This is a genomic window from Microvirga sp. 2MCAF35, from assembly GCF_052115545.1.
In the GTDB taxonomy this organism is placed as follows: Bacteria; Pseudomonadota; Alphaproteobacteria; order Rhizobiales; family Beijerinckiaceae; genus Microvirga.
This window is the reverse complement of sequence record NZ_JBFRGW010000029.1, coordinates 26,228-49,626: the sequence shown is the minus strand read 5'-3', so window position 1 is coordinate 49,626 and position 23,399 is coordinate 26,228. Positions and strand designations below refer to the sequence as shown.

Sequence of the window (23,399 nt, the reverse complement as noted above, 5' to 3'; positions counted from 1 at the left end):
GTGACGGCTTCGTATCGCTGCTAAGAGCCTTGCGCCCAGCCGTGCAGGGATTATGGCATTGCGCAGCGGGTGTTATCGGTCACTCGAAGCCAAAGTTGCTTGCATGAAGCTCGTTGCGGGAAATTCCAATCGTCCGCTGGCGGAGGCCATCTCCGCCTATCTCAATGTCCCGTTGGCCAAGGCCCAGGTTAAGCGCTTCGCGGACATGGAAGTCTTCGTCGAGATTCAGGAGAATGTGCGCGGCGAGGATGTGTTCATCATCCAGTCGACCTCGTTCCCCACGAACGACCACCTGATGGAGCTTCTGATCATCACGGATGCGCTGCGCCGCTCTTCGGCAAGGCGCATCACGGCAGTGATCCCCTATTTCGGCTACGCCCGGCAGGACCGGCGCATGTCGGGACGCACACCGATCTCGGCCAAGCTCGTCGCCAACCTCATCGCCCATGCGGGCGTCGACCGGGTGCTGACGCTGGATCTCCATGCCGGTCAGATCCAGGGCTTCTTCGACATCCCGACCGACAACCTGTTCTCGGCCCCGGCACTCGCGCGCGACATCAAGGATCACCTCGAGGGCGGCAACCGCATGGTGGTTTCGCCGGACGTCGGCGGCGTGGTGCGCGCCCGCGCGCTCGCCAAGCGCATCGACGCCCAGCTCGCCATCGTGGACAAGCGCCGCGAACGCCCCGGTGAATCCGAGGTGATGAACATCATCGGCGACGTGTCCGGCCGCTCCTGCATCCTCGTCGACGACATCGTCGATTCCGGCGGCACCCTGGTGAACGCCGCCGACGCCCTCCTGGCCAACGGCGCCAAGGAAGTCTACGCCTACATCACCCACGGCGTCCTCTCCGGCGGCGCGGTCGCCCGCATCGCAGGCTCCCGCCTGAAGGAACTCGTGATCACCGATTCGATCATGCCCACGGAAGCCGTGAAGGTGGCTCACAACATCCGCGTGATCTCCATCGCGTCCCTCATGGGCGAAGCCATCGGCCGCACGGCCACGGAAAGCTCGGTGTCGAGCCTGTTCGATTAGGCGAGAGCCTATCTTCAGGTTTTCCGCGACCGGAACAGTGCGGAATCTCTGATGTCATCACTGGCCTTGAGCCGGTGATCTCGATTGATTGAAGCGCAGCGCCTCACCGAAGCGGGATGGCCGGCATAAGGCCGGCCATGACGTGGGTGGGCCTCCCCTCTCCGCGCCATCCCCCGACGACGCGGCTTTCTTGCATTCCAGGACGCTTTCCCCTATAAGCCGCCTCGCGCCCGCTCGACACCCTTGGAGGCACGGGCGCGGACCTCATGGCCGCCGGCTGGTTCTTCAGAGAACCCGGGCGGCCATCGGTTTTTAACTCCCATTTTAAGGACCACGACCATGAGCGAAATTAAGCAAATCAAGGCCGTGGCGCGCGACCGGGCCGGCAAGGGGGCCGCCCGGGCCGTTCGTCGCCAAGGCCAAGTTCCTGCCGTCATCTACGGAGCCGGCCAGCCGGCCCAGGCGATTACCCTCGACTTCAACCAGACCAAGCAGCTGATCTTCGCCGGTCACTTCCTGACCACGATCTTCGAGATCGATGTCGACGGCAAGACGGTCCGCGCCATTCCGCGCGACTACCAGCTCGATCCCGTGCGCGACTTCCCCATCCACGTCGACTTCCTGCGACTTGCGCAGGGTCAGGCGATCAAGGTCGTGGTGCCGGTGCACGTGGTCGGCCAGGAGAAAAGCCCGGGCCTCAAGCGCGGCGGCGCTCTCCAGATCGTCGAGCACTCGGTGGAACTCCTCGTTCCGTCCGACGCGATCCCGGACTATATCGAGGCTTCGGTCGATGGTCTCGACATCGGCTCCTCCGTTCACCTGAACGACATCGTCCTGCCGAAGGGCGCCAAGGCCACCTCCACCGAGAACGTGACCCTCGTCACCGTCGTGGCCCCGACCGGCCTGACGGAAACGGATGCGGCTCCGGCTGCCGCCGCCGAAGGTACGGCTGCCGCCTAATCGGCTCGATGATCGGGCGTTTTAAGCCCATCGATCGGCTTCGACGCTCCGACCGCAAGGCCGGAGCGTTTCTTATGAGCAGGACTTGAGCGATGCGCCTCTTCGTCGGCCTCGGCAATCCCGGATCGCGCTACGCCAGAAACCGCCACAATATCGGTTTCATGGCCGTGGACGAGATTGCGCGCGTGCACAACGCGGGCCCGTGGCGCAAGCGTTTCCAAGCCGAGACGGCAGACGCGTTGATCGGCGGAGAGAAGGTTCTGCTGATCAAGCCGCAGACCTACATGAACCTGTCCGGTCAGGCGGTGGGAGAAGCGCAGAACTTCTTCAAGATCCCGCTGCGTGACGTGACGGTCTTCTACGACGAACTCGACCTTCCCCCGGCCAAGCTGCGCGTGAAGATCGGTGGCGGCAATGCCGGCCATAACGGCCTGCGCTCGATCTCGGCCCATTGCGGCAACGATTATCGTCGCGTGCGCCTCGGCATCGGCCATCCGGGCCACAAGGCGCTGGTGCAGAACCATGTGCTGGGCGATTTCGGCAAGAGCGAAGAGGCCTGGGTCGACGACCTGTGCCGGATCATCGCGGACAGCGCGGCTCTCCTTGCCAAAGGCGAGGACGGAAGTTTTCAGAACAAGGTCCACCTCGCCATGGAGGCGAGAGGCTGGACGGACGTGAAGCGGCCCGGCGAAAAGGCCGTCGAGAAATAGAGCATCGAACGCAAAAGTGGGAACCGGTTTTGCGTGAAAAGATGCGAAAAAACAAACCATTAGAGCATCGGACGTGAGTTCGAATTCACGTCCGATGTTCTAGAAATTCACGCTGGCAGACGCCGGCTATGACAAGGAGTGAGGCCATGGGCTTCAAGATGGGCATCGTCGGCCTGCCGAATGTAGGCAAGTCCACCCTCTTCAACGCGCTGACGCAGACCGCCGCCGCGCAGGCTGCCAATTATCCGTTCTGCACCATCGAGCCCAATGTGGGCGACGTGGCCGTGCCGGACGAGCGGCTGGACCAGCTCGCTTCCATCGCCAGCTCGGCGCAGATCATCCCGACTCGCCTCACCTTCGTGGATATCGCTGGCCTCGTGCGCGGTGCGTCCCGCGGCGAAGGCCTCGGCAACCAGTTCCTCGCCAATATCCGTGAGGTCGATGCCATCGCCCATGTGGTGCGTTGCTTCGAGGACACGGACATCACCCATGTCGAGGGCAAGATCGATCCCATCGCCGATATCGAGACCATCGAGACCGAGCTGATGCTGGCCGATCTCGACAGTCTCGAGAAGCGCGTCACCGCGCTCGAAAAGAAGGCCAAGGGCAACGACAAGGAAGCCAAGGAAACCCTCGACCTCGTCAACCGTACCCTGCCTCTTCTGCGCGACGGCAAGCCCGCCCGCCTGGTGGAGCGGAAGGTCGAGGAGGAGCGCCTGTTCCAGATGCTCGGCCTCCTGTCCTCCAAGCCCGTTCTGTACGTCTGCAACGTCGAGGAGGCCTCGGCCGACAAGGGCAACGAATTCTCTGCGCGCGTGTTCGAGCGGGCCAAGGAAGAAGGCGCCAAGGCCGTGGTCGTCTCGGCCAAGATCGAGAGCGAGATCGCCGTCCTGCCGCCCGACGAGCAGACGGATTATCTCGAAGCCGTGGGTCTCGAGGAGCCCGGCCTCAACCGCGTGATCCGCGCCGGCTACGAACTGCTGGGCCTCATCACCTACTTCACCGTCGGCCCCAAGGAGGCCCGCGCCTGGACGATCACCAAGGGCACCAAGGCTCCCGCCGCGGCCGGCGTGATCCATACGGATTTCGAGAAGGGCTTCATCCGCGCCGAGACCATCGCCTATGCGGACTACACCACGCTCAAGGGCGAAGCGGGCGCGCGCGATGCCGGCAAGCTGCGGCTGGAAGGCAAGGAATACACCGTGCAGGACGGCGACGTGATGCACTTCCGGTTCAATACCTGAGCCCCTTCGAACTCTCACCGTCATGGCCGGCCTTGTGCCGGCCATTTGTGTCTCGATGGACGACACTCCAACCTCATCCTGAGGAGGTCGCACATGCGACCGTCTCGAAGGATCTTCCAGAGGGCGCTGGAGGATCCTTCGAGACGCAGCCTGACGGCTGCTCCTCAGGATGAGGTCGGAGGGTGAGGGAGGCCGATGACCGGCACGATGCTGGCGAGGACAGCCCGCTTCGCCAATCTGTCAATTTCCTGAACGCGCGCTTTTTCGTCCGTTCAGGGCCGCCATGCGACAAAGCCTGCATCAAGGATGTGATCCATGCAGACTTTGTTCGATACCTTCGTCTCTCCCGGGCTCGGCCAGGCCGAATTCTTCATCGGCGTGCTCATGGCCTGCGGCTTTCTCATGATCGGCATTTCGGCCCTGCTCCCCAAGCGAGGCGCCGACAAGCTCGAATGGTGGGAGAGATAATTCTCCTCAGGGCAGACGCAGGGCCTTCGGTCCGATCCCGAGGCCGATCTGCAGGCTTTCCGCAATGCGCCCCGCCCGGTCCACGAAGAAAGCCGCCACGTCCGGCTCGCAGATTTCCCGGGCCGTCGCCTCGAACAGCGACAGCCAGCGGCCGAACAGCTCCGGCGTGAGCTGAAGGCCGAAATGCGCCGCCTGGGGCTTGCCCTGGTAGCGGCCGGTCCTGAGCGCAATCGAGGACCAGAAATCCACCATCAGGGCCAGATGCCGGCTCCAGCGGCCTGACAGGGCCTTTTGGAAGATCGGGCCGAGTTCCGGATCGCGGATCACCCGGTCGTAGAAGGTCTCCACAAGCTCACGGATCAGCTCCTCAGAGACGCCCTCGGCCGGGCTGATGATCGGGATGCTGCGGCCTGTGGCGGCTGAATGGGCCAATGTGCCTTCTCCTCTTGAGCCGAAAGGGACAGGAGCATGATGCTCCCATCCCGTTCAAGGAATCTTTGCGTCAGATCAAGTCGTCAATGGTGGCTGTGCTCGGCTTGGAGCTTCGCCTGCGGTCCATGGGGATATTCCTTGCTGTGGGAATGTGTCGTCAGTTCGATCTGCTGACCGGCACCGCCCTCGGCTCCGTAGAAGACCCCATGGAGCCCCCAATAGCCGCTCACCAGCACCACCAGGGCGACGGCCAGGCCCGCCGGGACCGAAGCCAGGGTACCGAAGCGCGGCAGGGTGTTCGGCATCTTGACGGCAATCGCCTTGGCCTCGCGGCAGGGGTCGGCCGCGACCAGGAAGAGAGCCGCCATGATCAGGGCATGGCCGACGAGGTCGATGCGGCCGAACGGATAGACCGCGGTGAAGAAGATCAGCAGCAGGGACACGGCCGAAAGACGGCGCACCAGCGGGGTCCAGAGCAGGCCGAAGCCGAGGATGAATTCCGCAACGCCGGCCATCGGGATGAACACGTCACGCGGCATGCCGAAGGTCAGAAAGGGCTTTTCCTCGACGAGCGGATAGAACCAGTTGGGATAGGCGAACTTTTCCAGGCTTGACCACATCAGCGCGTTCGCGATGCCCCAGCGCAGAGCCAGGAACCGGCGGGCACGCCACTTCTCGTCGTTCGAGGAGGCCATCACCAGATAGGCCGCAACGCCGACGCCAAGCGCCAGGTAATCGAGCAGGTGGAAGAGGTCGTATTCGCGCAGCGCCACCACCCACAGGGTGATGATGCCGGCCGCAGCGATCGGCATCGTCCGGCGCGAGAACACGCAGGCCGCGATCAGCAGCTGCGCCCAGGAGATCAACTCGGAATCGGTCTTGAGGTCGGGGGTGAGATAGATGCCGCCGACCGCAAAGATGGCGACGAAGAACGCTGCGGTCGACGAACGCATGAAATCGTCCGAGCGGCTCCAGAGCGGAGCGCTGATCCGATCGAGTCCTGCCTGGATGGCGCGGCCCAATGCCATGCGCTCGACGGCAAGAGTGGCCAGGAAGAAGGCGAGCACCAGGCCGATGCCGGTCCAGAACCATTGGTTGGCCAGAGTGGCGCTGATCGGCTGCGGAGCGGCATTGACGATGTAGGGCGCGAACCATTTCACATGAGCCTGCGCCGGCAGGCTCCAGAGAGCGCCGATGCCAACGGCGGCAGAGCCGGCCGCAATGCGCTTCAGGGAGAATGGGCTTCTTGTCCTTGGCTCGCGCGGTGCGGGGCCGTCGGCGGCAGATACGATACGCATGACATCCTCGTTATGGGAAATCGTTCTTGGATGGCCGAGGAATAGCCTCATCCCGGAAGCAGAGATATTCAGATCATCCCCCTAAGGAATTTTCCGTAGTGCCGTCATAGGCTTGGCCATTGAGCCGCGGCCCGGCTTGAAGGGCCCCGGAGGGATGATGAGGATCGTTCCTAAACCTTGAGCGTTGACGCCTTGTCATCTTCAATGCGACGTCATGCAGCTTCACCATAGACACGACTGGAATCTTACCCCCTCCGAGGCCATCGCCCTTCAGCAGCAGCTGAGAACGGAGGTCGTATCCGACCGGCCCATCGATCTCGATGCGGTAAAGCTCGTGGCCGGCGTCGACGTGAGCGTGAAGAACGAGCAGTCGCAGGCGGCCATCGTGGTGGTCACCTATCCGGGCTTCCTGCCGGTCGAGACCGTGCTGGCGCAGCGCCCGACCCCTTTTCCCTATGTTCCGGGCCTCCTGAGCTTCCGCGAGGGGCCGGTTCTCGAAGAGGCTTTCGAGAAACTGAAATCCGAGCCGGACGTGTTCCTCTTCGACGGGATGGGCATCGCCCATCCCCGGCGCATCGGCATCGCCAGCCATATGGGCCTGTGGCTGCAGCGGCCCACCATCGGCTGCGGCAAGACACTCCTGTGCGGGCGCTACAAGGATCTGGGCGAAGAGAAGGGCTCCGCCGCCCCCCTGGTCGATCGCAAGGAGACCATTGGCGTGGCCCTGCGCACCCGCACGGCCAAGAACCCGATGTTCATCTCGCCCGGGCACTTGGCCGATATTCCCACCGCGGCGGAGCTCGTCCTGCGCTGTTCTCCAAAGTATCGCTTGCCCGAACCGATCCGCCTGGCGCACAACGCAGCCGGGCAATTCAGCCCCCTTCCGGCCTGACCCTGAGGCGATACGCTCAAACCGCATCGATCGAGACCATGCCCCGTTACGCTTTCGAAGATTTCACGCCCGGCTCCACCCGGATGCTCGGCCCCACCATCGTGACCAAGGAAGCGCTGCTCGCCTTCGCGCAGGAATACGACGCGCAGCCCTTCCACGTGGACGAGGTCGCGGCCAAGGACAGCTTCATCGGCACGCTCATCGCCTCGGGCTGGCACACCTGCAGCATCAACATGCGCCTCCTGGCCGACGAGGTGATTCTCGATTCCACGTCCCTGGGCTCGCCGGGCATCGAGGAAGTGAAGTGGCTGAAGCCCGTCAGGCCGGGCGATGCCCTGCGCTCGCGCATGACGATCCTGGAGAGCCGCCCTTCGGCGAGTCGTCCCTCCCTCGGGCTGGTGCGCTTCCAGTTCGAGATGCTGAACCAGCAGGACGAGGCCGTCTTCTCGCAGAAGAACTGGATCATGTTCGGCCGCCGCGATGCGGAACCCGTCAGGGGATCGGGCTCCGCCGTTCTCACCGCGGCCGCCGCGGCCATGCCGGACCGCACGCCGGAGCGGGAGCTGCCGCATGTCTCCTCCAATCCCTATTTCGAGGATCTCGTAATCGGCGAGACGGAGGAGCTCGGTTCCTACACCTTCAAGCCAGATGACATCATCCGCTTCGCCCGGCAGTTCGACCCGCAGCGCTTCCATGTGGACGCGGAGGCCGCGAAGGACAGCCTGTTCGGCGGCCTCTGCGCCTCGGGCTGGCATACGGCGAGCGTCTGGATGAAGCACATGGTCGGCTACCGCGACCGCATCCGCGCCTATGCGCTCACCCATGGGGGGCGGGCCGCGCGGCTCGGCCCCTCCCCCGGCTTCTCCAACCTGAAATGGCTCAAGCCCGTCTATGCGGGCGATACGATCACCTACCGGTCGACCGTTTCCGCCAAGCGCGCCTCGGCCTCACGGCCTGGATGGGGCCTCGTGTTCCACCACAACGCCGGTACGAACCAGCGCGGAGAAGAGGTGTTCGCCTTCGACGGCATGGTGTTCTGGGAGAGGCGGGCTTAAAGCATCGAGCGCAAAAGTGGAGACCGGTTTTGCGTGGAAAGATGCGATTCTCTAATCCACATTCGACGCCTCGGCCCGCGCCCGGGTCTCCTCATCGAGGATGGTCCGAATCCTGGCGAGCACGGGATGCGCCGATGTCTGCTTCTGCCCGTAGCCGAGGTTGAACGCGTAGTCGAAATCCGCAGGATTCCGACCCTGATTGTGCTGGAGGATCGTCTCCAGCTTGTCGAGCCCCTTGGCGAGGATGGCCTCGGGCGACGAGGCCGCCTCGTATTCCTCCCACAGGGCCAGAATCTCGGCCCGCTTGTCCGGATGAAGGGACTTGGTGAGGATCTCCAGGTCGGCCCGCTCCTGAGCGGATTTGCCCGAACCTTCCGTCTGCAGAACGGCGGGAATGTCGCCGCTCAGGGCTTCGCCGAGATCGTGGACGATGCAGAGCTTGATGAGGCGCAGGAGATCGATGCGCTCGAACTCGTCCGAGAGCACCAGCGCCATCAGGCACAGGCGCCACGTATGCTCGGCCGTGCTCTCGGGACGCCCCGTCGACGTGTAGCCGCTGCGCAGGGTGCTCTTGAGCCTCTCCGCTTCCCGCAGAAATTCCAGCGCTCCGAGGATGCGGTCACTTGCCATCTGCGTGGCTCCCTGGTGCCCCTCACTCAATTGTCCCAAGCCTCATCCTGAGGAGCGAAGCGTCTCGAAGGACGAGGCGGCTCCAGCGCTCTCTGGAACCTCCTTCGAGACGCCGCTGCCGGCTCCTCAGGATGAGGACTGTATGATGATAGATACTGTTTAATGCCCCTCGAAGCTCACGAGGCTGCGTACCTCGACGCCGAGGTCGCGCAGCTTCGATGCGCCGCCGAGATCGGGCAGGTCGATGATGAAGCAGGCGGCGACGATGTTGGCCCCCATCTGGCGCAGGAGCTGGGTCGCCGCGACCGCCGTGCCGCCGGTGGCGATGAGGTCGTCTACGAGGATCACGCGCTCGCCCTGGCCGATGGCATCCGTGTGGATCTCCATCTCGTCGACGCCGTATTCGAGCGAATAGGCGATGCGCACCGTCTCGTGGGGCAGCTTGCCCTTCTTGCGGATCGGCACGAAGCCGGAGGAGAGCTGGTGCGCGATCGCGCCGCCGAGGATGAAGCCGCGGGCCTCGATCCCCGCCACCTTGTCGATACGCCCACCCGCGAAGGGATGGACGAGTTCGTCTACGGAGCGCCGGAAGGCGCGCGCATCGCCCAGCAGGGTCGTGATGTCCCGGAAGACGATGCCGGGCTTCGGATAATCCGGGATCGACCGGATCGCGGCTTTCAGGTCGGTGATGAGACGCTGGTCCATGGGGGTTAAGCCTGTCTGGGTGTCGAATGAAGATGGTTCTGCAAGCGTGGTCGGCACAAGGGCCGGGCTCACGTTCTCGAAGGATTTAGCACCCGCCCTGCCACCGCATCGAGCTTCCTCAGAAGCTCCGGATCGCGGGCCGAGGGAGCCGTCATGATGGCGCCGTCGAGCGCATGGTCCGAACCCACGGGGCACGGCTCGTGCTCGGCCGGAAAATCCCGGGCGATCCGGGCGATCAGGCCTGCCACCTTCTGGGCGTTCTGGTGCGCGACGGCGACGACGGAAGCCACGTCCACATCGTCGTGCTCCTCGTGCCAGCAATCGTAATCAGTCACCATGGCGATAGTCGCATAGGTGATCTCGGCCTCGCGGGCGAGCTTGGCCTCGGGCATCGCGGTCATGCCGATCACGTCGTAGCCGAGGTTCTTGTAGGTCACCGACTCGGCATAGGTGGAGAATTGCGGGCCCTCGATGCACACGAGCGTTCCGCCCAGGGTAAACTCGATGTTCTCGGCGACCGCCGCGTCGGCGATGCGCTGGCGCAGCAGCGGCCCGACCGGATGCGCCATGGGCACATGGGCGACGCAGCCCCGACCGAAGAACGAATTTTCGCGCCGGTGGGTGCGGTCCACGTATTGGTCCACCAGGACGAAGAAGCCGGGATAATACTCGTCCTTGAACGAGCCGCAGGCGGAGACCGAGATCAGGTCGGTGACGCCGGCGCGCTTCATTACGTCGATATTGGCCCGGTAGTTGATGTCGGAGGGCGACAGGGGGTGGCCCCGCCCGTGGCGCGGCAGGAACACGATCTCCGTCCCGCCGATGCGACCGACGCGCAGCACGTCCGACGGCTCGCCCCAGGGCGAGTCGACGCGCACTTCGCGCATATCCTCGAGCCCGGGAAGATCGTAGACGCCGGATCCGCCGATGATGCCTAGAACCGCCTTTGTCATCTTGAGTCCTCGCCTGCTTAGGATCAGGGCTCTTCATAGCCGAGCGCAAGGCTTGCCCCAAGCCTCACTGTTTCGAAGCCTCACTGCTCGACCAAAGGGATTGCGGCAATCTCGTCCGTCGCGAGGCAGGGAAAGAGCGTCTCGCGCACGAGCCTGATCTGCCTCACGGGCGCCGTGATGGAGACGGGCAGGCTTTCGATGCGCCCGACCACCTCGTCCGGAATTGCGGCACTCATCCGGTAGCGTGCCAGGGTCGAGTGGATCAGGTCGTAGATGATCGGCCTCTGGCCCGGCGGTGGTGGAATCTCGTTGACGATTCTCTCGCGGATGGCGTCGATCAGACCGGTCTCGTCGGTCGCCGTCGCGATGATCGCCGTGTCGGTGACCTTGAGACGGGAGAAGCGAAGCTCCAGGGTCCGATGGCCTGTGCAGAGCTCCTCCAGGAGGTCTCGGGCCCGTCCAGCGATGCTCCGCCAATATGGGTCCTTGTCGAAGTCGCCCTTCACCATCACCAGCGGATAGATGGTGACGTGCAGCGCAGGCTTCGGCCCCACATGCAGGGGCTCGGTCCAGAGCTCTGCGAAAGCCCGCTGAACCTCCGCGAAAGCATCCCGGGTCTCAGGCTCGAGGCTGGGTTGGACATGATAGGCGAGACAGGGCAGGCCCCAGATGTCGTCGGCGATCGTCTGCAACATGGGGACCGGGATAGAGCCGGCTCGGCATCCTGTCACCAGCAAAAAGAAAAAGGCCCCGAAGCGGGGCCTTGATCCTGGTCTTTAGGGATTGTGCGTCATCGGAGGCGTGGCGTGGCCGTCGACCTCGCCGCCCACCCGGGCCCAGACCTTCTTCTTGGTGAAGTAGAGCAGGCCGGACAGGACGATCAGAAACAGGATGACCTGGAAGCCGAGGCGCTTGCGGGCTTCGAGATGCGGTTCCGCCGTCCACATCAGGAAGGCCGTCACGTCGCGGGCGTACTGCTCCACGGTTTCGGGCACCTGAGGCTGACCGGCCTCGTTCTTCGGATACTCGACCTGGCCGTCGCTGAGCGGCTTCGGCATCGCTATCACGTGGCCCGGATAGTAGTGGTTGTAGTGACCACCCTGGGGCACGGTGAAGCCCTGCGGAGCCTCTTCGTAGCCGTTGAGCAGCGCCGTCACATAGTCGGCACCGTTTTCCGAGTATTGGCGGAAAACGTCCGTGATGAACCAGGGGAAGCCGCGCTCATAGGTGCGGGCCTTGGGCATCAGGGACAGGTCCGGCGGAGCCTTGCCACCGTTGGCCGAAGCGGCGGCGTTCTCGTTCGGGAACGGCGCCGGGAAGTGGTCGGCCGGACGGCCGGGACGCTCGAACATGTCGCCGGCTTCGTTCGGACCGTCCTGGACCTTGTATTCCGCCGCGAGGGCACGGACCTGGGCTTCGGAGAACTCCGGACCACCGGGCTGGTGCAGATTGCGGAAGTTAACGTAGTTCAAGGAATGGCAGGAGGCGCAGACCTCCCGGTAGACCTTGAAGCCGCGCTGGAGCTGGGCCCGGTCGAAGGTGCCGAACGGCCCCTGGAAGCTCCACTTCTGGGCTGGCGGCACCGGGGTCTCGCCAGCGGCGAAGGCCGGAGCGGCCAGGCCGAGGACGGCGGCTGCGATGAGAAGAGTACGCTTCATCATAGTTTCTGTTTCCTCGACTCTCGCGTCAGCCCTTGGAGTGCGGTTCGGGATTGGCGCCGGCCGGAATGCCCGCTCCGCCCTTCTGAACGCCCATGACGGATTCGAGGATCGAATTCGGCAGCGGCAGCGGACGCTCGACGAAGCCAAGCACCGGCAGGATGATCAGGAAGTGGGCGAAGTAGTAGACCGTGCAGATCTGGGAGGCGATCACATACCAGCCCTCAGCCGGGCGGGAACCAAGCCAGCCGAGCAGGAAGCACACGATCACGAAGATCCAGAAGAACTGCTTGTAGAGCGGACGGTAGGCCGTGGAGCGGACCTTGGAGGTGTCGAGCCAGGGCATGAAGCACCAGATCACGATGGCAGAGCCCATGGCGATGACGCCGCCGAGCTTGTCCGGGATGGCGCGCAGGATCGCGTAGAACGGCAGGAAGTACCATTCGGGAACGATGTGGGACGGCGTCACCGCCGGGTTCGCCGGGATGTAGTTGTCCGCATGTCCGAGATAGTTCGGCATGTAGAACACCCAATAGGCGAAGAAGACCATGAACACGGCGACGGCGAAAACGTCCTTGATCGTCGCGTAGGGGGTGAAGGGAACCGCGTCCTTGCCCGACTTGATCGGAATGCCGGTCGGGTTGTTCTGACCCGGCACGTGCAGCGCCCAGATGTGCAGGATCACGACGCCCGCGATCATGAAGGGCAGCAGGTAGTGCAGGGAGAAGAAGCGGTTCAGGGTCGGGTTGCCCACCGAGTAGCCGCCCCAGAGGTAGCTCACGATGGTCTCGCCGACGACCGGGATCGCCGAGAAGAGGTTGGTGATCACGGTGGCGCCCCAGAAGCTCATCTGGCCCCACGGAAGCACGTAGCCCATGAAGGCGGTCGCCATCATCAGCAGGAAGATGATCACGCCGAGGATGTAGAGAACCTCGCGGGGCGCCTTGTAGGAGCCGTAGTAGAAGTTCCGGAAGATGTGGACGTAGACGGCCACGAAGAACATCGACGCGCCGTTGGCGTGCAGATAGCGGATCAGCCAGCCGTAGTTCACGTCACGCATGATGTGTTCAACGGACTGGAACGCCAGAGCGGCATTCGGCGTGTAGTACATCGCCAGGAACACGCCGGTCACGATCTGCGCGACGAGCATGAAGGCCAGGATGGCGCCGAAGGTCCAGAAATAGGTCAGGTTCCGCGGAACCGGGAACGCAATGAAGGACGAGTGAACGAGGCCTGCGATGGGCAAACGGCTCTCGAACCACTTACCGAAGGCGCTCTTGGGAACGTAAGTTGTGGGATGTGCGCTCATGGATATCGCCTGATCGTCGCTTTCAGTTACGCCGTGGCTTCTTGGCCGATCACGATCTTCGTGTCCGACGCGAAGGTATAGGGCGGAATCGGCAGGTTGATCGGCGCCGGGCCGCCGCGGACGCGGCCGGAGGTGTCGAAGATCGAGCCGTGGCATGGGCAGAACCAGCCATGATACTCACCCTGCTGGCCGAGCGGCACGCAGCCCAGATGGGTGCAGTTGCCGTAAACGATCAGCCACTGGGCCTTGCCTTCCTTGACGCGGGCCGAGTCGGGCTGCGGATCGCGCAGGGAGGCGACGTTCACGTCCTCGGCGGCCTTGATTTCCTCGGCCGTGCGGTGACGGATGAAGATCAGCTTGCCGCGCCAGAAAACCTTGACGATCTGCCCTTCGGCGATGGGGGTCAGGTCCACCTCGACGGGGGCGCCGGCAGCCACCGTCGCCGCGTCGGGCGCCAGGGACTGCACGAAGGGCCATACCAGGGTGGCTCCGCCGACAACGGCAGCTGCGCCCGTGGCGATGTAGAGGAAATCGCGCCGTGTCGGCTCAGCGACATGAGTGGTGGTCTCGGCCACTTGGCTCTCCAGCATTGGTCAAAAAACGAGAACCGCGCATCGGCAACGCCTTGGGAGCCAAGGCATTTGGCACACGAGGTCCACAATGGAACAAGCATGCGCGGCGACGCGCGCGCAATGCGACTGGGAGTCGCCGCGCGGTGGCTCTTTGGCACGGCCAAGCCCGCCTGTCCATAGCCGGATTGGAGTTGTTCCAGCCTGTGGCGCAAAATGCCGCCGATGCCGCGCCCTCAAGAGCTCCCTTGACGGCAGCGCCCGATGCCCCGATGACGGGCCCATGCCCCGTCTCGCCATCTACCAGCCGGACATTCCGCAGAATACCGGCACCATGCTGCGCCTCGCCGCCTGCCTCGGCGTGCCGGTGGAGATCATCGAACCCGCGGCCTTCGACGTCTCGGACCGGAACCTGCGCCGCTCCGGGATGGATTATCTCAACCGCGTGGCGATCACGCGGCACATCTCCTGGCGCGCCTTCGAGGCCTGGCGGCAGGAGGCCGAGGGCCGGCTGATCCTGACCACGACCAAGGGCGCCGTCGCCTACACCGATTTCGCATACCGGCCCGACGACATCATCCTGGTCGGCCGGGAATCCGCCGGGGTGCCGGAGGAGGTCCATCAGGCGGCAGATGCTCGCGTGGTCATTCCCATGCAGCCCGGCCTGCGCTCCCTCAACGTCGCCGTGACCGCCGCCATGATCCTCGGCGAGGCCCTGCGGCAGACGAACGCCTTTCCTCATCCCGCTCTTCCAGAAACCTAAAGCGACATCATGACCGACAAAGCCGACATCGAACGCCTGCAGACGGAGGCCCCCCGCTGGTTCGCCACCCTGCGCGACCGGATCTGCGCCGCGTTCGAAGCCCTGGAGGACGAGGTGACGGCTCCCCTCCCCCCGGAGGCCTCCGAGCCCGGCCGGTTCGAGCGCACGCCCTGGGAGCGCAAGGACCACAGCGGAGCCCCCGGCGGCGGAGGCGTCATGTCCATGATGCGCGGCCGCGTGTTCGAAAAGGTGGGCGTGCACGTCTCGACGGTGCACGGGGAATTCGCGCCGGAATTCCGCGGCCAGATCCCGGGCTCGGACCAGGATCCGCGCTTCTGGGCCGGCGGCATCTCGCTCATCGCCCACCCGTGGAACCCCAACGTTCCGACGGTTCACATGAACACCCGCTTCGTGGTCACCACGAAGACGTGGTTCGGCGGCGGGGCGGATCTCACGCCGGTGCTCGACCGGCGACGGACCCAGGACGATCCGGACACCATCGCCTTTCACCAGGCCATGGAAGAAGCCTGCCGAACCCACGCGCCGGAAGGCTCCTACGAGAAGTACAAGGTGTGGTGCGACGAGTATTTCTTTCTCAAGCACCGCAAGGAGCTGCGCGGCATCGGTGGCATCTTCTACGATTACCACTGGACCGGGAACCCGGACGAGGACCTGGCCTTCACCCGGCAGGTGGGCGAAGCCTTCCTCAAGGTCTATCCCGAGATCGTCCGGCGCAACGTCACAAAACCATGGACGGAGGAGGACCGCATCGAGCAGCAGGTGCGGCGCGGACGCTACGTGGAGTTCAACCTGCTCTACGACCGGGGCACGATCTTCGGCCTGAAGACCGGCGGCAACATCGCGTCGATCCTGTCCTCCATGCCGCCGACGGTGAGGTGGCCTTAAGCCTTCTCCAACACCCGCCCGAGCAGATCCTTCGCATAGGCCTCGTCCGTCCGGCAGCCCTCCACCAGCCAAGCCTGGCGGGCTTGGGCGAGCAGCTGGCCGATCCTCGGGCCTTTCGGAATGCCGCCCTCGATCAGGTCGGCTCCGCGCAAGGGAAAGACCGGAACCGGCTCGATGCCGGCGCGAAACCGGTCGAGCGCTTCGCGTGCATCGGGATGGGCAACCGGGCGGGGCTCTCCTGCCGTGGCCGTGAGGACGGTCCGGAGGATGTCGAGATCGTGATCGGCCGCGAGACGTCGGATAGCGGCGGCGTCCAGGGGCAAGGCCCAGGTCTTGAGCCGGCACAGCAGCCCGCCATAGGCGGCGAGCTTCTTGTGCTCGTCGTTGGAGAGCCGCAGGCGTTCCCGCAACCGCTCCGCATCCTCCTCGATCATGACGGCGAGCGCGGCCAATCGCCAGATCGGCACGGGACCGTCCCGGTCGGAGGCAGCGACCCGGCTGAACCGCCCGAACTCGGCCGCGCCGTCCAGAAGCCATGTGAGGAAGCCGTGATCGGCCAGGAGGCGGATCGTGTCCTCCGCCCGACGGGCGACGATGAGCTTCATGAGCTCATGGCGGATCCGCTCCTTCGAGAGGATCGCCAGCCCCTGCCGCTCGGCGCCCGACGCGGCGAGCCCCTCCGGGTCCGGATCGCCCTGCGCGTATTCCGCATGGAAGCGGAAGAACCGCATGATGCGCAGATAATCTTCGCGGATGCGGGCATGGGCGTCGCCGATGAAGCGAACGCGCCGGGCCGCCAGATCCGTCACGCCGCCGGTGTAATCGTGGAGCCGTCCATCCAGGCCGAGCGACAGGGCATTGATGGTGAAATCGCGCCGCCTCGCATCGAGCACGAAATCGCGACCGAAATGCACGACCGCGTGCCGCCCGTCGGTCTCCACATCCTCGCGCAGGGTCGTGATCTCGTAGGGCTCGCCTTCGACGATCACCGTGATCGTGCCATGTTCGATCCCGGTCGGCACAGCCTTGAAGCCGGCCGCCTCCGCGCGTGCGACGATGGCATCCGGCAGCAGCGTCGTGGTGCAATCCACCTCGGTCACCGGCCTGCCGAGAAGGGCGTTGCGCACGGCGCCGCCCACGATGCGGGTCTCCTGCGCGTCGTTGTTGAAGACCTTCAGGAGGCGGCGCAACGCGGGGCGCTCCAGAAGGCTTGCCAGGGCCTGTCGATCGAGTTTGTCCATCACTCGAAATGTCCCGGTATCACGCGCCCATTCTCAACATGCGTCGGCACATAGGCGCCCGTCCGGCGCTCGTCCACGAGGCCCGTGACGATCAGCGACAGGACCACGAAGCTCAGGCCAGCTATGGTGAGCCAGAGCGACTGGCTGCTCCAATGCGACCACAGCAGGGGGTCGCGGCGGCGGATGACGAGATAGGCTGCAAAAACAACGAAGGGCAGGAGAAACAGCACTAAACCCTGAACAACTGCCCGCGTCATGAACCGTAGAGCCTTTCGTACAAATTGCGGATGATGCCCGCCGTCACGCCCCAGATGTAGCGTCCCTCGTAGGGCATTGCATAGTAGCGGCGCACCCGGCCCTTCCATTCGCGGGAATGCAGCTCATGGCGCGCGGGATCCATGAGGAAGCCGAGCGGCACCTCGAAAGTGTCGGCCACCTCGTCGTGATTGAGGTCGAGGGTGTAGGAGGGGGACACCCGCGCCACCACGGGCATGACGAGATAATTCGTCGTGGACAGATAGGCGTCGAGATAACCGAGCGGGCTGATGAAGCGGCTGTCGAGGCCGATTTCCTCCATGGCCTCGCGGCAGGCCGCCGCCAGGACGGAGGCATCCTCGGGATCGACCCGCCCGCCCGGAAAGGCGATCTGCCCCGAATGCTGGCGCAGATGGGTGGAGCGCTCGGTCAGAAGCAGCATCGGCTCCTCGCGCATGACCACGGGAACCAGCACCGCGGCCGGCTTGGGCGTCAGGGGATGGGCCAAGGGCACGTTGTCCAGGGTGTGGTCGCCGCGGGGATTGGCGAGGGCCTCGTCCTGATGCGGCGGTTCGGGCCGCAGCCGCTCGGCCGCCCGGGTCAGGAAATCGGGCGCGTCGTGAGGTGCAAGGCGCATCACAGCGCATCCCATTCGTCGCTGGAAGCCATGTGGAAGAAGATGCCATTGGCCATGACACCGAAGCTGCCAACGCCGTCCACGCGCCGCTCCTCGCCCATCGCGACGAGATCCAGCGCCAGGGATCGGGTCACCAGAGCCCAGAGCTCACCCCGTACCTTAACGTAAGGCTTCACGCCGCCATGGGCGTCCCGGTCGAAGCGCAGGGGATGCTCCGGCCCGACCTGCACGAGATCGTCCACATTGGTGCGGAAGGCGATCTGCCGGCTCTCGCCGTCGCCCTCCACGGCCATCTCGACCGCGAGGAACGGCGCATCCTCGACCGTGATCCCAACCCGCTCGACCGGGGTGACGAGCACGTAGCGCTCCGGGTCCTTGCGCAGGACCGTCGAGAACAGCTTCACGAGAGCCGGGCGGCTGATCGGCGTGCCCATGTAATGCCACGTCCCGTCGGACGCGATGCGCATGTCGATCTCGCCGCAATAGGCCGGGTTCCAGCGCTCGACCGGCGGCGGGCCTTTGCGCTTGGGCTCAGAGCCGAGCGCCTCGGCGAGGCGGGCCAGGGCATTGCCGGGAATGGGGGATGAATGTTCGGTCATGACGCAAGCGTGAACAGGAATCTTGAAGTTACGGATCGACGAACGGAGATCGATTGTTACTTGCTAGTGCATCGTGCGGAAAAGTGGACCCGGTTTTCCGCATCGACGATGCACACATTAATGGAAGAAGCATCGGATCCGATCCCAAAAGTGGGTCCACTTTTGGGATCGGATCCGATGCTTTAGAGCATAGAGGCCCCGGCTGTCCCGTCCACTCCGTTCCCTCAGATGATGCGGCGCAACGACCCTTGCATCTCGACACGGAACAAAGGCAGACTAGCTACCGGGGGCAATTGCGAACGAGGAGAGTGACCTCATGACGGCCAGCATTGCTCAAGCGCCTACCGCATTGGACGACGCGATCATCCGCAACGCGGAGGCGACCCTTGAGACTGTCGGCCGCGCCCGGGAGGCCATTCACACGGTCATCTTCGGCCAGGAGGATGTGGTCGACCTGACCCTGATCACCCTTCTCGCGGGCGGCCACGGCCTTCTCGTGGGCGTCCCGGGCCTCGCCAAGACGAAGCTCGTGGAGACGCTCGGCATCGTGCTCGGCCTCGACGCCCGCCGCATCCAGTTCACCCCCGACCTGATGCCCTCCGACATCCTCGGCTCCGAGATTCTCGACGAAGGCGCCGACCGCCGCCGCTCCTTCCGCTTCGTGAAGGGTCCGGTCTTCGCCCAGCTCCTGATGGCCGACGAGATCAACCGCGCGAGCCCGCGCACCCAGTCGGCCCTGCTCCAGGCCATGCAGGAGCATCACGTTTCCGTGGGCGGCGAGCGGCACGATTTGCCCCAGCCGTTCCATGTGCTCGCGACCCAGAACCCCATCGAGCAGGAAGGCACCTACCCCCTGCCAGAAGCCCAGCTCGACCGTTTCCTGCTCGAGATCGACGTGGGCTACCCGACCCGCGACGCCGAACGGCGCATCCTGATCGAGACCACGGGCGCCGATGAGCACAAGCCCCAAGCCGTCATGAATGCCGATGCGCTCATGAACGCCCAGCGCCTCGTCCGCCGCCTGCCGGTCGGCGAGAGCGTGGTCGACGCGATCCTCGACCTCGTCCGCTCGGCCCGCCCCGAAGGCGGCGGCGTCGACGGCGTGACCGACAAGATCCTGTGGGGCCCCGGCCCCCGCGCCAGCCAGGCCCTGATGCTGGCGGTGCGCGCCCGCGCGCTGATCGAGGGCCGCGTGGCGCCCTCCATCGCCGACGTGGTGGCGCTTGCCGAACCCGTGCTCAAGCACCGCATGGCGCTGACCTTCTCCGCCCGGGCCGATGGGGAATCGATCAAGAGCGTCGTCGGCCGGCTCACCGCGCGGCTGGCAGGCTAGGATCATCGTCATGGCCCGTGTCCGGGTCCTTCCCGAAAGCGCCCGCTCTCCGGGGCGCAGCGAAACGGAGAGCGCGCTCGCCCTCGCCAGCCGGATGCCGCATCTCGTGCTCGAAGCCCGGCGCGTGGCCGCGAACCTCGCGCACGGCATCCACGGCCGCCGCCGCGCCGGAACCGGCGAAACCTTCTGGCAGTTCCGCCCCTTCGTGACCGGAGAGGCGGCGCAGCGCATCGACTGGCGCCGCTCCGCCCGCGACGACCGGCTCTATGTGCGCGAGCGGGAATGGGAAACGGCCCAGACCGTCTGGTTCTGGATCGACCGTTCCGCCTCCATGGGCTACGTCTCGGACCTGGCCCAGGCGCCCAAGATCGAACGCGCCATCGTACTCGGACTGGCGCTCGCCGATTGCTTCGTCGAAGCCGGCGAGCGAGTCGGCGTGCTGGGCCTCATGCCGCCGCGCGCCACCCGGCGCATCGCGGAGGCCATGGCCCAGACCCTGGTGGCCGACCGCTCCGCCCTGGAGGAGGATCTGCCGCCGCAGGCCCCCGTCGCGCCGCAGCACGAGGCGGTGCTGATCAGCGATTTCCTGTCGCCCCTGCGCGACATCACCGCCATGGTCGAGGGCATCTCGTCGCGGGGCGCACGGGGCCATCTCGTAATGATCGTCGATCCCGTCGAGGAGACGTTCCCGTTCCAGGGACAGGCGGTCCTGCACGATCTCGAAGACGGCCTTTCCCTGCGCATCGGCGACGCGGTTTCCTGGGGCCGGGCCTATCGCCTGCGGATCGAGCAGCATCGGGAGGAACTGCAGGCTCTCGCCCGCCGCCGGGGCTGGACCCTGACGATCCACCGCACCGACCGTCCCGCCAGCGAAGCGGCGCTCCGGATCATGACCCTGGTGTCCACGTCGCGCGGCGCCGGCCCGGGAGGGCGTTGATCGATGTTCGGCCTTCCCCTCACCTTCACCGTCCCGCTGGTCCTGACCGCCCTCGCGGCCCTGCCGGCCATCTGGCTGCTGCTGCGCATCACGCCGCCGCAGCCGAGGCGCGTCGACTTTCCGCCGCTCAAGATCCTCGCCGACCTGCGGCCCGAGCAGGAACTGCCCGCGCGCACACCCTGGTGGCTCCTGCTGCTGCGGCTCCTGCTCGCAGCCCTCCTCATCCTCGCGGCCTCCGGCCCGATCTGGAACCCGCTCGCGGAAGACAACAACCGCTCGCCGCTTCTCATCATGCTCGACAACGGCTTTGCCGCCGCGCACGACTGGCGCGATCGCATGAATCTCGCGTCCGAGCGCATCGAGGCGGCGGGACGCGACGGACGCACCGTCGCGCTCGTGGCAACCGCCGAAGCGCCCGCCGCCATCGAGCCCACGAGCCCGGCCACGGCTCTGGAACGGCTGCGCTCCCTCAAGCCCCAGCCGCATCTGCAGGACCGGCAGGCCCATCTCGACTCGATCAAACGGTTCCTGGAATCCACGCCCGAGCCCAACCTTGTCTGGATCAGCGACGGGGTCGCGGGCGTTGACGGTCAGGGCTTCATCGACGGTTTGGCGCAGATGGCGAACGGGCAGCGGATCACCGTTCTGAAAGCGGAGCGCGCTCCTGCCCTGGCCGTTGCCGGTGTCGAGAATGCCGGCGGGCAGCTCAATGTCAGGCTCGTGCGGCCCGAGCCGAACGGACGCGATGCCGGGACGGTGCGCGCCCTCGACATCAAGAGCCTGCCGCTCGCCGACATGCGCTACTCCTTCGATCCGAACGCCACGGAGACGAGTGTCGCGTTCGACCTTCCGACCGAGATCCGCAATGCCATCGCGCGCATAGAGATCCTCGGCGAAGGATCCGCAGGCGCCGTGCATCTCCTCGACGAGCGCGGCAAGCGCCGTCGCGTCGGCCTCGTTTTCGGCGGAACCTCCGATCAGGCCCAGCCGCTTCTCTCACCGCTCTATTACATCGAGCGCGCATTGGCGCCCTATTCCGAGATCCGCAACGGCCGCGGCGCGGTGGCCGACGCGGTGAACCAGCTCATCGACGAGCAGGTCTCCGTTCTCGTGCTCGCCGATGTGGGCGGCCTCGACGAGGAGACCCTCGGCAAGGTCACGGCCTTCGTCGAGCGGGGCGGCATGCTGCTGCGTTTCGCGGGCTCCAGGCTCGCCGCCGGCAACGACGAACTCGTGCCGGTGCGCCTGCGCCGGGGCGGCCGCAGCCTCGGCGGCACGCTCTCCTGGGACACGCCCAAGACCTTCGCGCCGTTCACCCGCGAAAGCCCCTATTTCGGCCTTCCCGTACCGGAGGAGATCGGCATCCGCCGCCAGATCCTCGCGGAGCCGGACGGCGACCTGCCGGCGAAGACCTGGGCGTCGCTCGCCGACGGCACGCCCATCGTCACGGCCGACAGGCGCGGCGACGGCCTGATCGTGCTCTTCCACGTCACCGCCGACACCACCTGGTCGAACCTGCCCCTGTCGGGCCTCTTCGTCGACATGCTGCGCCGAACCACGGCCCTCGCGGGCGCGCCCGGCGACGTGAATGCGGAAGCCCGCAATGCGGAGAACGAGACAGTGGCCCCACGCCTGACTCTCGACGGATACGGCATCTATACCTCGCCCCCGGCAACCGCCCGCGCCATTGCGCGCACCTACGCCGAGCGCGCCAACGGGGAGCATCCCCCGGGCTTCTACGGGCCGGTGGATTCGAGCCTCGCGGTGAATGCGCTCCTGCCCGGCGACCGCCTCGCGCCCATCAACTACGCGCCGCTCAATGCGCGGGTCGCGCCGCTCGCCGGCGCACAGACCATCGATCTGCGCATGCCGCTCTTCATGCTCTCCCTCGCGCTCCTGCTGATCGATACGCTCGCCTCCCTGTGGCTCGGCGGACATCTGTCGAATCTCGCCGGTCGCCTGCGCCGGGCCGGCGCGACGGCAGCCATCGTCCTGGGGGCGTTCCTGCTCCTCGATCCGGCCTCCGACGCCAGCGCGCAGGATCGCCGCTCGCCCATGACGATGGAGAGCACCAATCCGGCCCTCGTGACCCGCCTCGCCTATGTCATCACGGGCGACCCGCAGGTCGACGACACGAGCAAGGCGGGCCTGACGGGACTGACGCAGGTGCTGAGCCAGCGCACGGCCCTGACGCCCGGCGAGCCCATCGGCATCGATCTTTCGCGGGACGAGGTGGCCTTCTACCCGCTGATCTACTGGCCCATCGTCGCGTCGCGCCCCGCGCCGTCGGAGGCCGCGATCCGGCGGCTCGACGCCTTCATGAAGGGTGGCGGCACCGTGATCTTCGACACCCGCGACGCCTTCGGCAACCGCCCGGACGGCGCCCCCACGGCGGAAGGGCAATACCTGCGCCGGATGCTGGCGAGCCTCGACATTCCCGAGCTCGAACCCGTGCCGTCGGACCATGTGCTGACCAAGACCTTCTACATCCTCGACAGCTTCCCCGGCCGCTACGCCACGGGGCAGACCTGGGTCGAAGCCCTGCCGCCCGCCCCCGAGGGCGAGGCCAGCCGTCCCGCCCGCTCGGGCGACGGCGTCTCGCCGATCATCATCACGTCCAACGATCTCGCCGCCGCCTGGGCGGTGGGCCAGCGGGGCGAGTGGCTCTTTCCGGTGGTCGGCAGCGACCAGCGCCAGCGGGAATTTTCGTATCGCAGCGGCGTCAACATCGTCATGTATGCGCTGACCGGCAACTACAAGGCCGACCAGGTGCACGTGCCGGCCCTGCTCGAACGCCTCGGGCAGTAAG

General features: G+C 65.6%; 25 protein-coding genes. 12 read left to right on the top strand and 13 right to left on the bottom strand.

Features of this window, described 5'->3' with window-relative positions; genetic code table 11:
- The first annotated feature begins 103 nt into the window (after positions 1-103).
- The 5 genes from AB4097_RS15200 (at position 104) to AB4097_RS15180 (ending at position 4,418) form a co-directional block, all read left to right on the top strand.
- Positions 104-1,036 carry a ribose-phosphate pyrophosphokinase gene (locus tag AB4097_RS15200; protein WP_442040981.1) on the top strand — a complete coding sequence of 311 codons (933 nt, stop codon included), beginning with the start codon at positions 104-106 and terminating at the stop codon, positions 1,034-1,036.
- A gap of 339 nt (positions 1,037-1,375) precedes the next feature.
- Positions 1,376-1,996, top strand: a complete 621-nt coding sequence (locus AB4097_RS15195; protein WP_442040979.1) for a 50S ribosomal protein L25/general stress protein Ctc — start codon at positions 1,376-1,378, stop codon at positions 1,994-1,996.
- Between the two features lie 92 nt (positions 1,997-2,088).
- Positions 2,089-2,706, top strand: coding sequence for an aminoacyl-tRNA hydrolase (gene pth, locus AB4097_RS15190; RefSeq protein WP_442040977.1), 618 nt, complete (start codon positions 2,089-2,091; stop codon positions 2,704-2,706).
- Between the two features lie 146 nt (positions 2,707-2,852).
- On the top strand, positions 2,853-3,950 hold the full coding sequence (gene ychF, locus AB4097_RS15185; protein ID WP_442040975.1) for a redox-regulated ATPase YchF: 1,098 nt from the start codon (positions 2,853-2,855) through the stop codon (positions 3,948-3,950).
- A gap of 315 nt (positions 3,951-4,265) precedes the next feature.
- Complete coding sequence (locus tag AB4097_RS15180) at positions 4,266-4,418, top strand: hypothetical protein (RefSeq protein ID WP_442040973.1); 153 nt, start codon at positions 4,266-4,268, stop codon at positions 4,416-4,418.
- Positions 4,419-4,424: 6 nt separating this feature from the next.
- Here the strand turns inward: AB4097_RS15180 and AB4097_RS15175 are convergent, their stop codons facing one another.
- Both AB4097_RS15175 and AB4097_RS15170 read right to left on the bottom strand, forming a co-directional pair.
- A complete protein-coding gene (locus tag AB4097_RS15175) occupies positions 4,425-4,850 on the bottom strand; it encodes a group III truncated hemoglobin (RefSeq protein ID WP_442040971.1) in 426 nt (141 codons plus the stop codon).
- 83 nt (positions 4,851-4,933) lie between these two features.
- Positions 4,934-6,148: a hypothetical protein gene (locus tag AB4097_RS15170; RefSeq protein WP_442040969.1), complete on the bottom strand. Its 1,215-nt coding sequence runs from the start codon at positions 6,146-6,148 to the stop codon at positions 4,934-4,936.
- Between the two features lie 214 nt (positions 6,149-6,362).
- Here AB4097_RS15170 and nfi point away from each other — a divergent pair, with 214 nt between their 5' ends.
- Complete coding sequence (gene nfi, locus AB4097_RS15165) at positions 6,363-7,040, top strand: deoxyribonuclease V (protein WP_442040967.1); 678 nt, start codon at positions 6,363-6,365, stop codon at positions 7,038-7,040.
- A 38-nt stretch (positions 7,041-7,078) separates the two neighbouring features.
- Positions 7,079-8,095: a MaoC family dehydratase gene (locus tag AB4097_RS15160; RefSeq protein WP_442040965.1), complete on the top strand. Its 1,017-nt coding sequence runs from the start codon at positions 7,079-7,081 to the stop codon at positions 8,093-8,095.
- A gap of 51 nt (positions 8,096-8,146) precedes the next feature.
- Here AB4097_RS15160 and AB4097_RS15155 read toward each other — a convergent pair whose 3' ends face one another.
- The 7 genes from AB4097_RS15155 to petA form a co-directional block, all read right to left on the bottom strand.
- A complete protein-coding gene (locus tag AB4097_RS15155) occupies positions 8,147-8,725 on the bottom strand; it encodes an HD domain-containing protein (protein ID WP_442040963.1) in 579 nt (192 codons plus the stop codon).
- Between the two features lie 159 nt (positions 8,726-8,884).
- Positions 8,885-9,430 (bottom strand): adenine phosphoribosyltransferase, encoded by a 546-nt coding sequence (locus AB4097_RS15150; protein WP_442040961.1) that lies wholly within the window; start codon positions 9,428-9,430, stop codon positions 8,885-8,887.
- Between the two features lie 68 nt (positions 9,431-9,498).
- Positions 9,499-10,383, bottom strand: coding sequence for an S-methyl-5'-thioadenosine phosphorylase (locus tag AB4097_RS15145; RefSeq protein WP_442040959.1), 885 nt, complete (start codon positions 10,381-10,383; stop codon positions 9,499-9,501).
- A gap of 80 nt (positions 10,384-10,463) precedes the next feature.
- Positions 10,464-11,078 carry a hypothetical protein gene (locus AB4097_RS15140; RefSeq protein WP_442040957.1) on the bottom strand — a complete coding sequence of 205 codons (615 nt, stop codon included), beginning with the start codon at positions 11,076-11,078 and terminating at the stop codon, positions 10,464-10,466.
- An 81-nt stretch (positions 11,079-11,159) separates the two neighbouring features.
- Complete coding sequence (locus AB4097_RS15135) at positions 11,160-12,044, bottom strand: cytochrome c1 (protein ID WP_442040955.1); 885 nt, start codon at positions 12,042-12,044, stop codon at positions 11,160-11,162.
- 25 nt (positions 12,045-12,069) lie between these two features.
- A complete protein-coding gene (locus tag AB4097_RS15130) occupies positions 12,070-13,350 on the bottom strand; it encodes a cytochrome b (protein ID WP_442040953.1) in 1,281 nt (426 codons plus the stop codon).
- A gap of 26 nt (positions 13,351-13,376) precedes the next feature.
- Positions 13,377-13,940, bottom strand: a complete 564-nt coding sequence (gene petA / locus AB4097_RS15125) for a ubiquinol-cytochrome c reductase iron-sulfur subunit (protein WP_114945762.1) — start codon at positions 13,938-13,940, stop codon at positions 13,377-13,379.
- A gap of 262 nt (positions 13,941-14,202) precedes the next feature.
- Between petA and AB4097_RS15120 the strand changes: the two genes are divergently transcribed.
- Entirely contained in the window at positions 14,203-14,682 is a 480-nt protein-coding gene (locus AB4097_RS15120; RefSeq protein ID WP_442040950.1) for a tRNA (cytidine(34)-2'-O)-methyltransferase, read from the top strand.
- Between the two features lie 9 nt (positions 14,683-14,691).
- The gene (hemF, locus tag AB4097_RS15115) at positions 14,692-15,588 is read left to right on the top strand and encodes an oxygen-dependent coproporphyrinogen oxidase (RefSeq protein WP_442040948.1); all 897 of its coding nucleotides are present in this window, start codon (positions 14,692-14,694) and stop codon (positions 15,586-15,588) included.
- Here hemF and AB4097_RS15110 read toward each other — a convergent pair.
- The 4 genes from AB4097_RS15110 to AB4097_RS15095 are packed head-to-tail and all read right to left on the bottom strand — an operon-like array spanning position 15,585 to position 18,320.
- Complete coding sequence (locus AB4097_RS15110; protein ID WP_442040946.1) at positions 15,585-16,829, bottom strand: CCA tRNA nucleotidyltransferase; 1,245 nt, start codon at positions 16,827-16,829, stop codon at positions 15,585-15,587. The two genes, hemF and AB4097_RS15110, sit on opposite strands and share 4 nt — an antisense overlap.
- On the bottom strand, positions 16,829-17,086 hold the full coding sequence (locus AB4097_RS15105; RefSeq protein ID WP_442040944.1) for a DUF6111 family protein: 258 nt from the start codon (positions 17,084-17,086) through the stop codon (positions 16,829-16,831). Before AB4097_RS15105 ends, AB4097_RS15110 begins: the two co-directional genes overlap by 1 nt.
- The gene (locus tag AB4097_RS15100; protein WP_442040942.1) at positions 17,083-17,721 is read right to left on the bottom strand and encodes a CoA pyrophosphatase; all 639 of its coding nucleotides are present in this window, start codon (positions 17,719-17,721) and stop codon (positions 17,083-17,085) included. The genes AB4097_RS15105 and AB4097_RS15100 overlap by 4 nt, the downstream gene beginning before the upstream one ends.
- A complete protein-coding gene (locus AB4097_RS15095; RefSeq protein ID WP_442040940.1) occupies positions 17,721-18,320 on the bottom strand; it encodes a DUF1285 domain-containing protein in 600 nt (199 codons plus the stop codon). The genes AB4097_RS15100 and AB4097_RS15095 overlap by 1 nt, the downstream gene beginning before the upstream one ends.
- A 316-nt stretch (positions 18,321-18,636) precedes the next feature.
- Between AB4097_RS15095 and AB4097_RS15090 the strand changes: the two genes are divergently transcribed.
- Genes AB4097_RS15090 through AB4097_RS15080 form a run of 3 tightly spaced genes read left to right on the top strand, consistent with a single transcriptional unit; the run spans position 18,637 to position 23,398 of the window.
- Positions 18,637-19,653 carry an AAA family ATPase gene (locus AB4097_RS15090; RefSeq protein WP_442040938.1) on the top strand — a complete coding sequence of 339 codons (1,017 nt, stop codon included), beginning with the start codon at positions 18,637-18,639 and terminating at the stop codon, positions 19,651-19,653.
- 10 nt (positions 19,654-19,663) lie between these two features.
- Positions 19,664-20,590: a DUF58 domain-containing protein gene (locus AB4097_RS15085; protein WP_442040936.1), complete on the top strand. Its 927-nt coding sequence runs from the start codon at positions 19,664-19,666 to the stop codon at positions 20,588-20,590.
- 3 nt (positions 20,591-20,593) lie between these two features.
- The gene (locus AB4097_RS15080; RefSeq protein WP_442040934.1) at positions 20,594-23,398 is read left to right on the top strand and encodes a DUF4159 domain-containing protein; all 2,805 of its coding nucleotides are present in this window, start codon (positions 20,594-20,596) and stop codon (positions 23,396-23,398) included.
- Position 23,399: the final 1 nt, after the last annotated feature.

What these genes read in the sequence shown, in the direction of transcription:
- AB4097_RS15200 (WP_442040981.1), top strand. Translation starts at nt 104, where the DNA reads ATGAAGCTCGTTGCGGGAAATTCCAATCGTCCGCTGGCGGAGGCCATC.
- AB4097_RS15195 (WP_442040979.1), top strand. Translation starts at nt 1,376, where the DNA reads ATGAGCGAAATTAAGCAAATCAAGGCCGTGGCGCGCGACCGGGCCGGC.
- pth (WP_442040977.1), top strand. Translation starts at nt 2,089, where the DNA reads ATGCGCCTCTTCGTCGGCCTCGGCAATCCCGGATCGCGCTACGCCAGA.
- ychF (WP_442040975.1), top strand. Translation starts at nt 2,853, where the DNA reads ATGGGCTTCAAGATGGGCATCGTCGGCCTGCCGAATGTAGGCAAGTCC.
- AB4097_RS15180 (WP_442040973.1), top strand. Translation starts at nt 4,266, where the DNA reads ATGCAGACTTTGTTCGATACCTTCGTCTCTCCCGGGCTCGGCCAGGCC.
- AB4097_RS15170 (WP_442040969.1), bottom strand. Translation starts at nt 6,148, where the DNA reads ATGCGTATCGTATCTGCCGCCGACGGCCCCGCACCGCGCGAGCCAAGG.
- nfi (WP_442040967.1), top strand. Translation starts at nt 6,363, where the DNA reads ATGCAGCTTCACCATAGACACGACTGGAATCTTACCCCCTCCGAGGCC.
- AB4097_RS15160 (WP_442040965.1), top strand. Translation starts at nt 7,079, where the DNA reads ATGCCCCGTTACGCTTTCGAAGATTTCACGCCCGGCTCCACCCGGATG.
- AB4097_RS15155 (WP_442040963.1), bottom strand. Translation starts at nt 8,725, where the DNA reads ATGGCAAGTGACCGCATCCTCGGAGCGCTGGAATTTCTGCGGGAAGCG.
- AB4097_RS15150 (WP_442040961.1), bottom strand. Translation starts at nt 9,430, where the DNA reads ATGGACCAGCGTCTCATCACCGACCTGAAAGCCGCGATCCGGTCGATC.
- AB4097_RS15145 (WP_442040959.1), bottom strand. Translation starts at nt 10,383, where the DNA reads ATGACAAAGGCGGTTCTAGGCATCATCGGCGGATCCGGCGTCTACGAT.
- AB4097_RS15140 (WP_442040957.1), bottom strand. Translation starts at nt 11,078, where the DNA reads ATGTTGCAGACGATCGCCGACGACATCTGGGGCCTGCCCTGTCTCGCC.
- AB4097_RS15135 (WP_442040955.1), bottom strand. Translation starts at nt 12,044, where the DNA reads ATGATGAAGCGTACTCTTCTCATCGCAGCCGCCGTCCTCGGCCTGGCC.
- AB4097_RS15130 (WP_442040953.1), bottom strand. Translation starts at nt 13,350, where the DNA reads ATGAGCGCACATCCCACAACTTACGTTCCCAAGAGCGCCTTCGGTAAG.
- petA (WP_114945762.1), bottom strand. Translation starts at nt 13,940, where the DNA reads ATGCTGGAGAGCCAAGTGGCCGAGACCACCACTCATGTCGCTGAGCCG.
- AB4097_RS15120 (WP_442040950.1), top strand. Translation starts at nt 14,203, where the DNA reads ATGCCCCGTCTCGCCATCTACCAGCCGGACATTCCGCAGAATACCGGC.
- hemF (WP_442040948.1), top strand. Translation starts at nt 14,692, where the DNA reads ATGACCGACAAAGCCGACATCGAACGCCTGCAGACGGAGGCCCCCCGC.
- AB4097_RS15110 (WP_442040946.1), bottom strand. Translation starts at nt 16,829, where the DNA reads ATGGACAAACTCGATCGACAGGCCCTGGCAAGCCTTCTGGAGCGCCCC.
- AB4097_RS15105 (WP_442040944.1), bottom strand. Translation starts at nt 17,086, where the DNA reads ATGACGCGGGCAGTTGTTCAGGGTTTAGTGCTGTTTCTCCTGCCCTTC.
- AB4097_RS15100 (WP_442040942.1), bottom strand. Translation starts at nt 17,721, where the DNA reads ATGCGCCTTGCACCTCACGACGCGCCCGATTTCCTGACCCGGGCGGCC.
- AB4097_RS15095 (WP_442040940.1), bottom strand. Translation starts at nt 18,320, where the DNA reads ATGACCGAACATTCATCCCCCATTCCCGGCAATGCCCTGGCCCGCCTC.
- AB4097_RS15090 (WP_442040938.1), top strand. Translation starts at nt 18,637, where the DNA reads ATGACGGCCAGCATTGCTCAAGCGCCTACCGCATTGGACGACGCGATC.
- AB4097_RS15085 (WP_442040936.1), top strand. Translation starts at nt 19,664, where the DNA reads ATGGCCCGTGTCCGGGTCCTTCCCGAAAGCGCCCGCTCTCCGGGGCGC.
- AB4097_RS15080 (WP_442040934.1), top strand. Translation starts at nt 20,594, where the DNA reads ATGTTCGGCCTTCCCCTCACCTTCACCGTCCCGCTGGTCCTGACCGCC.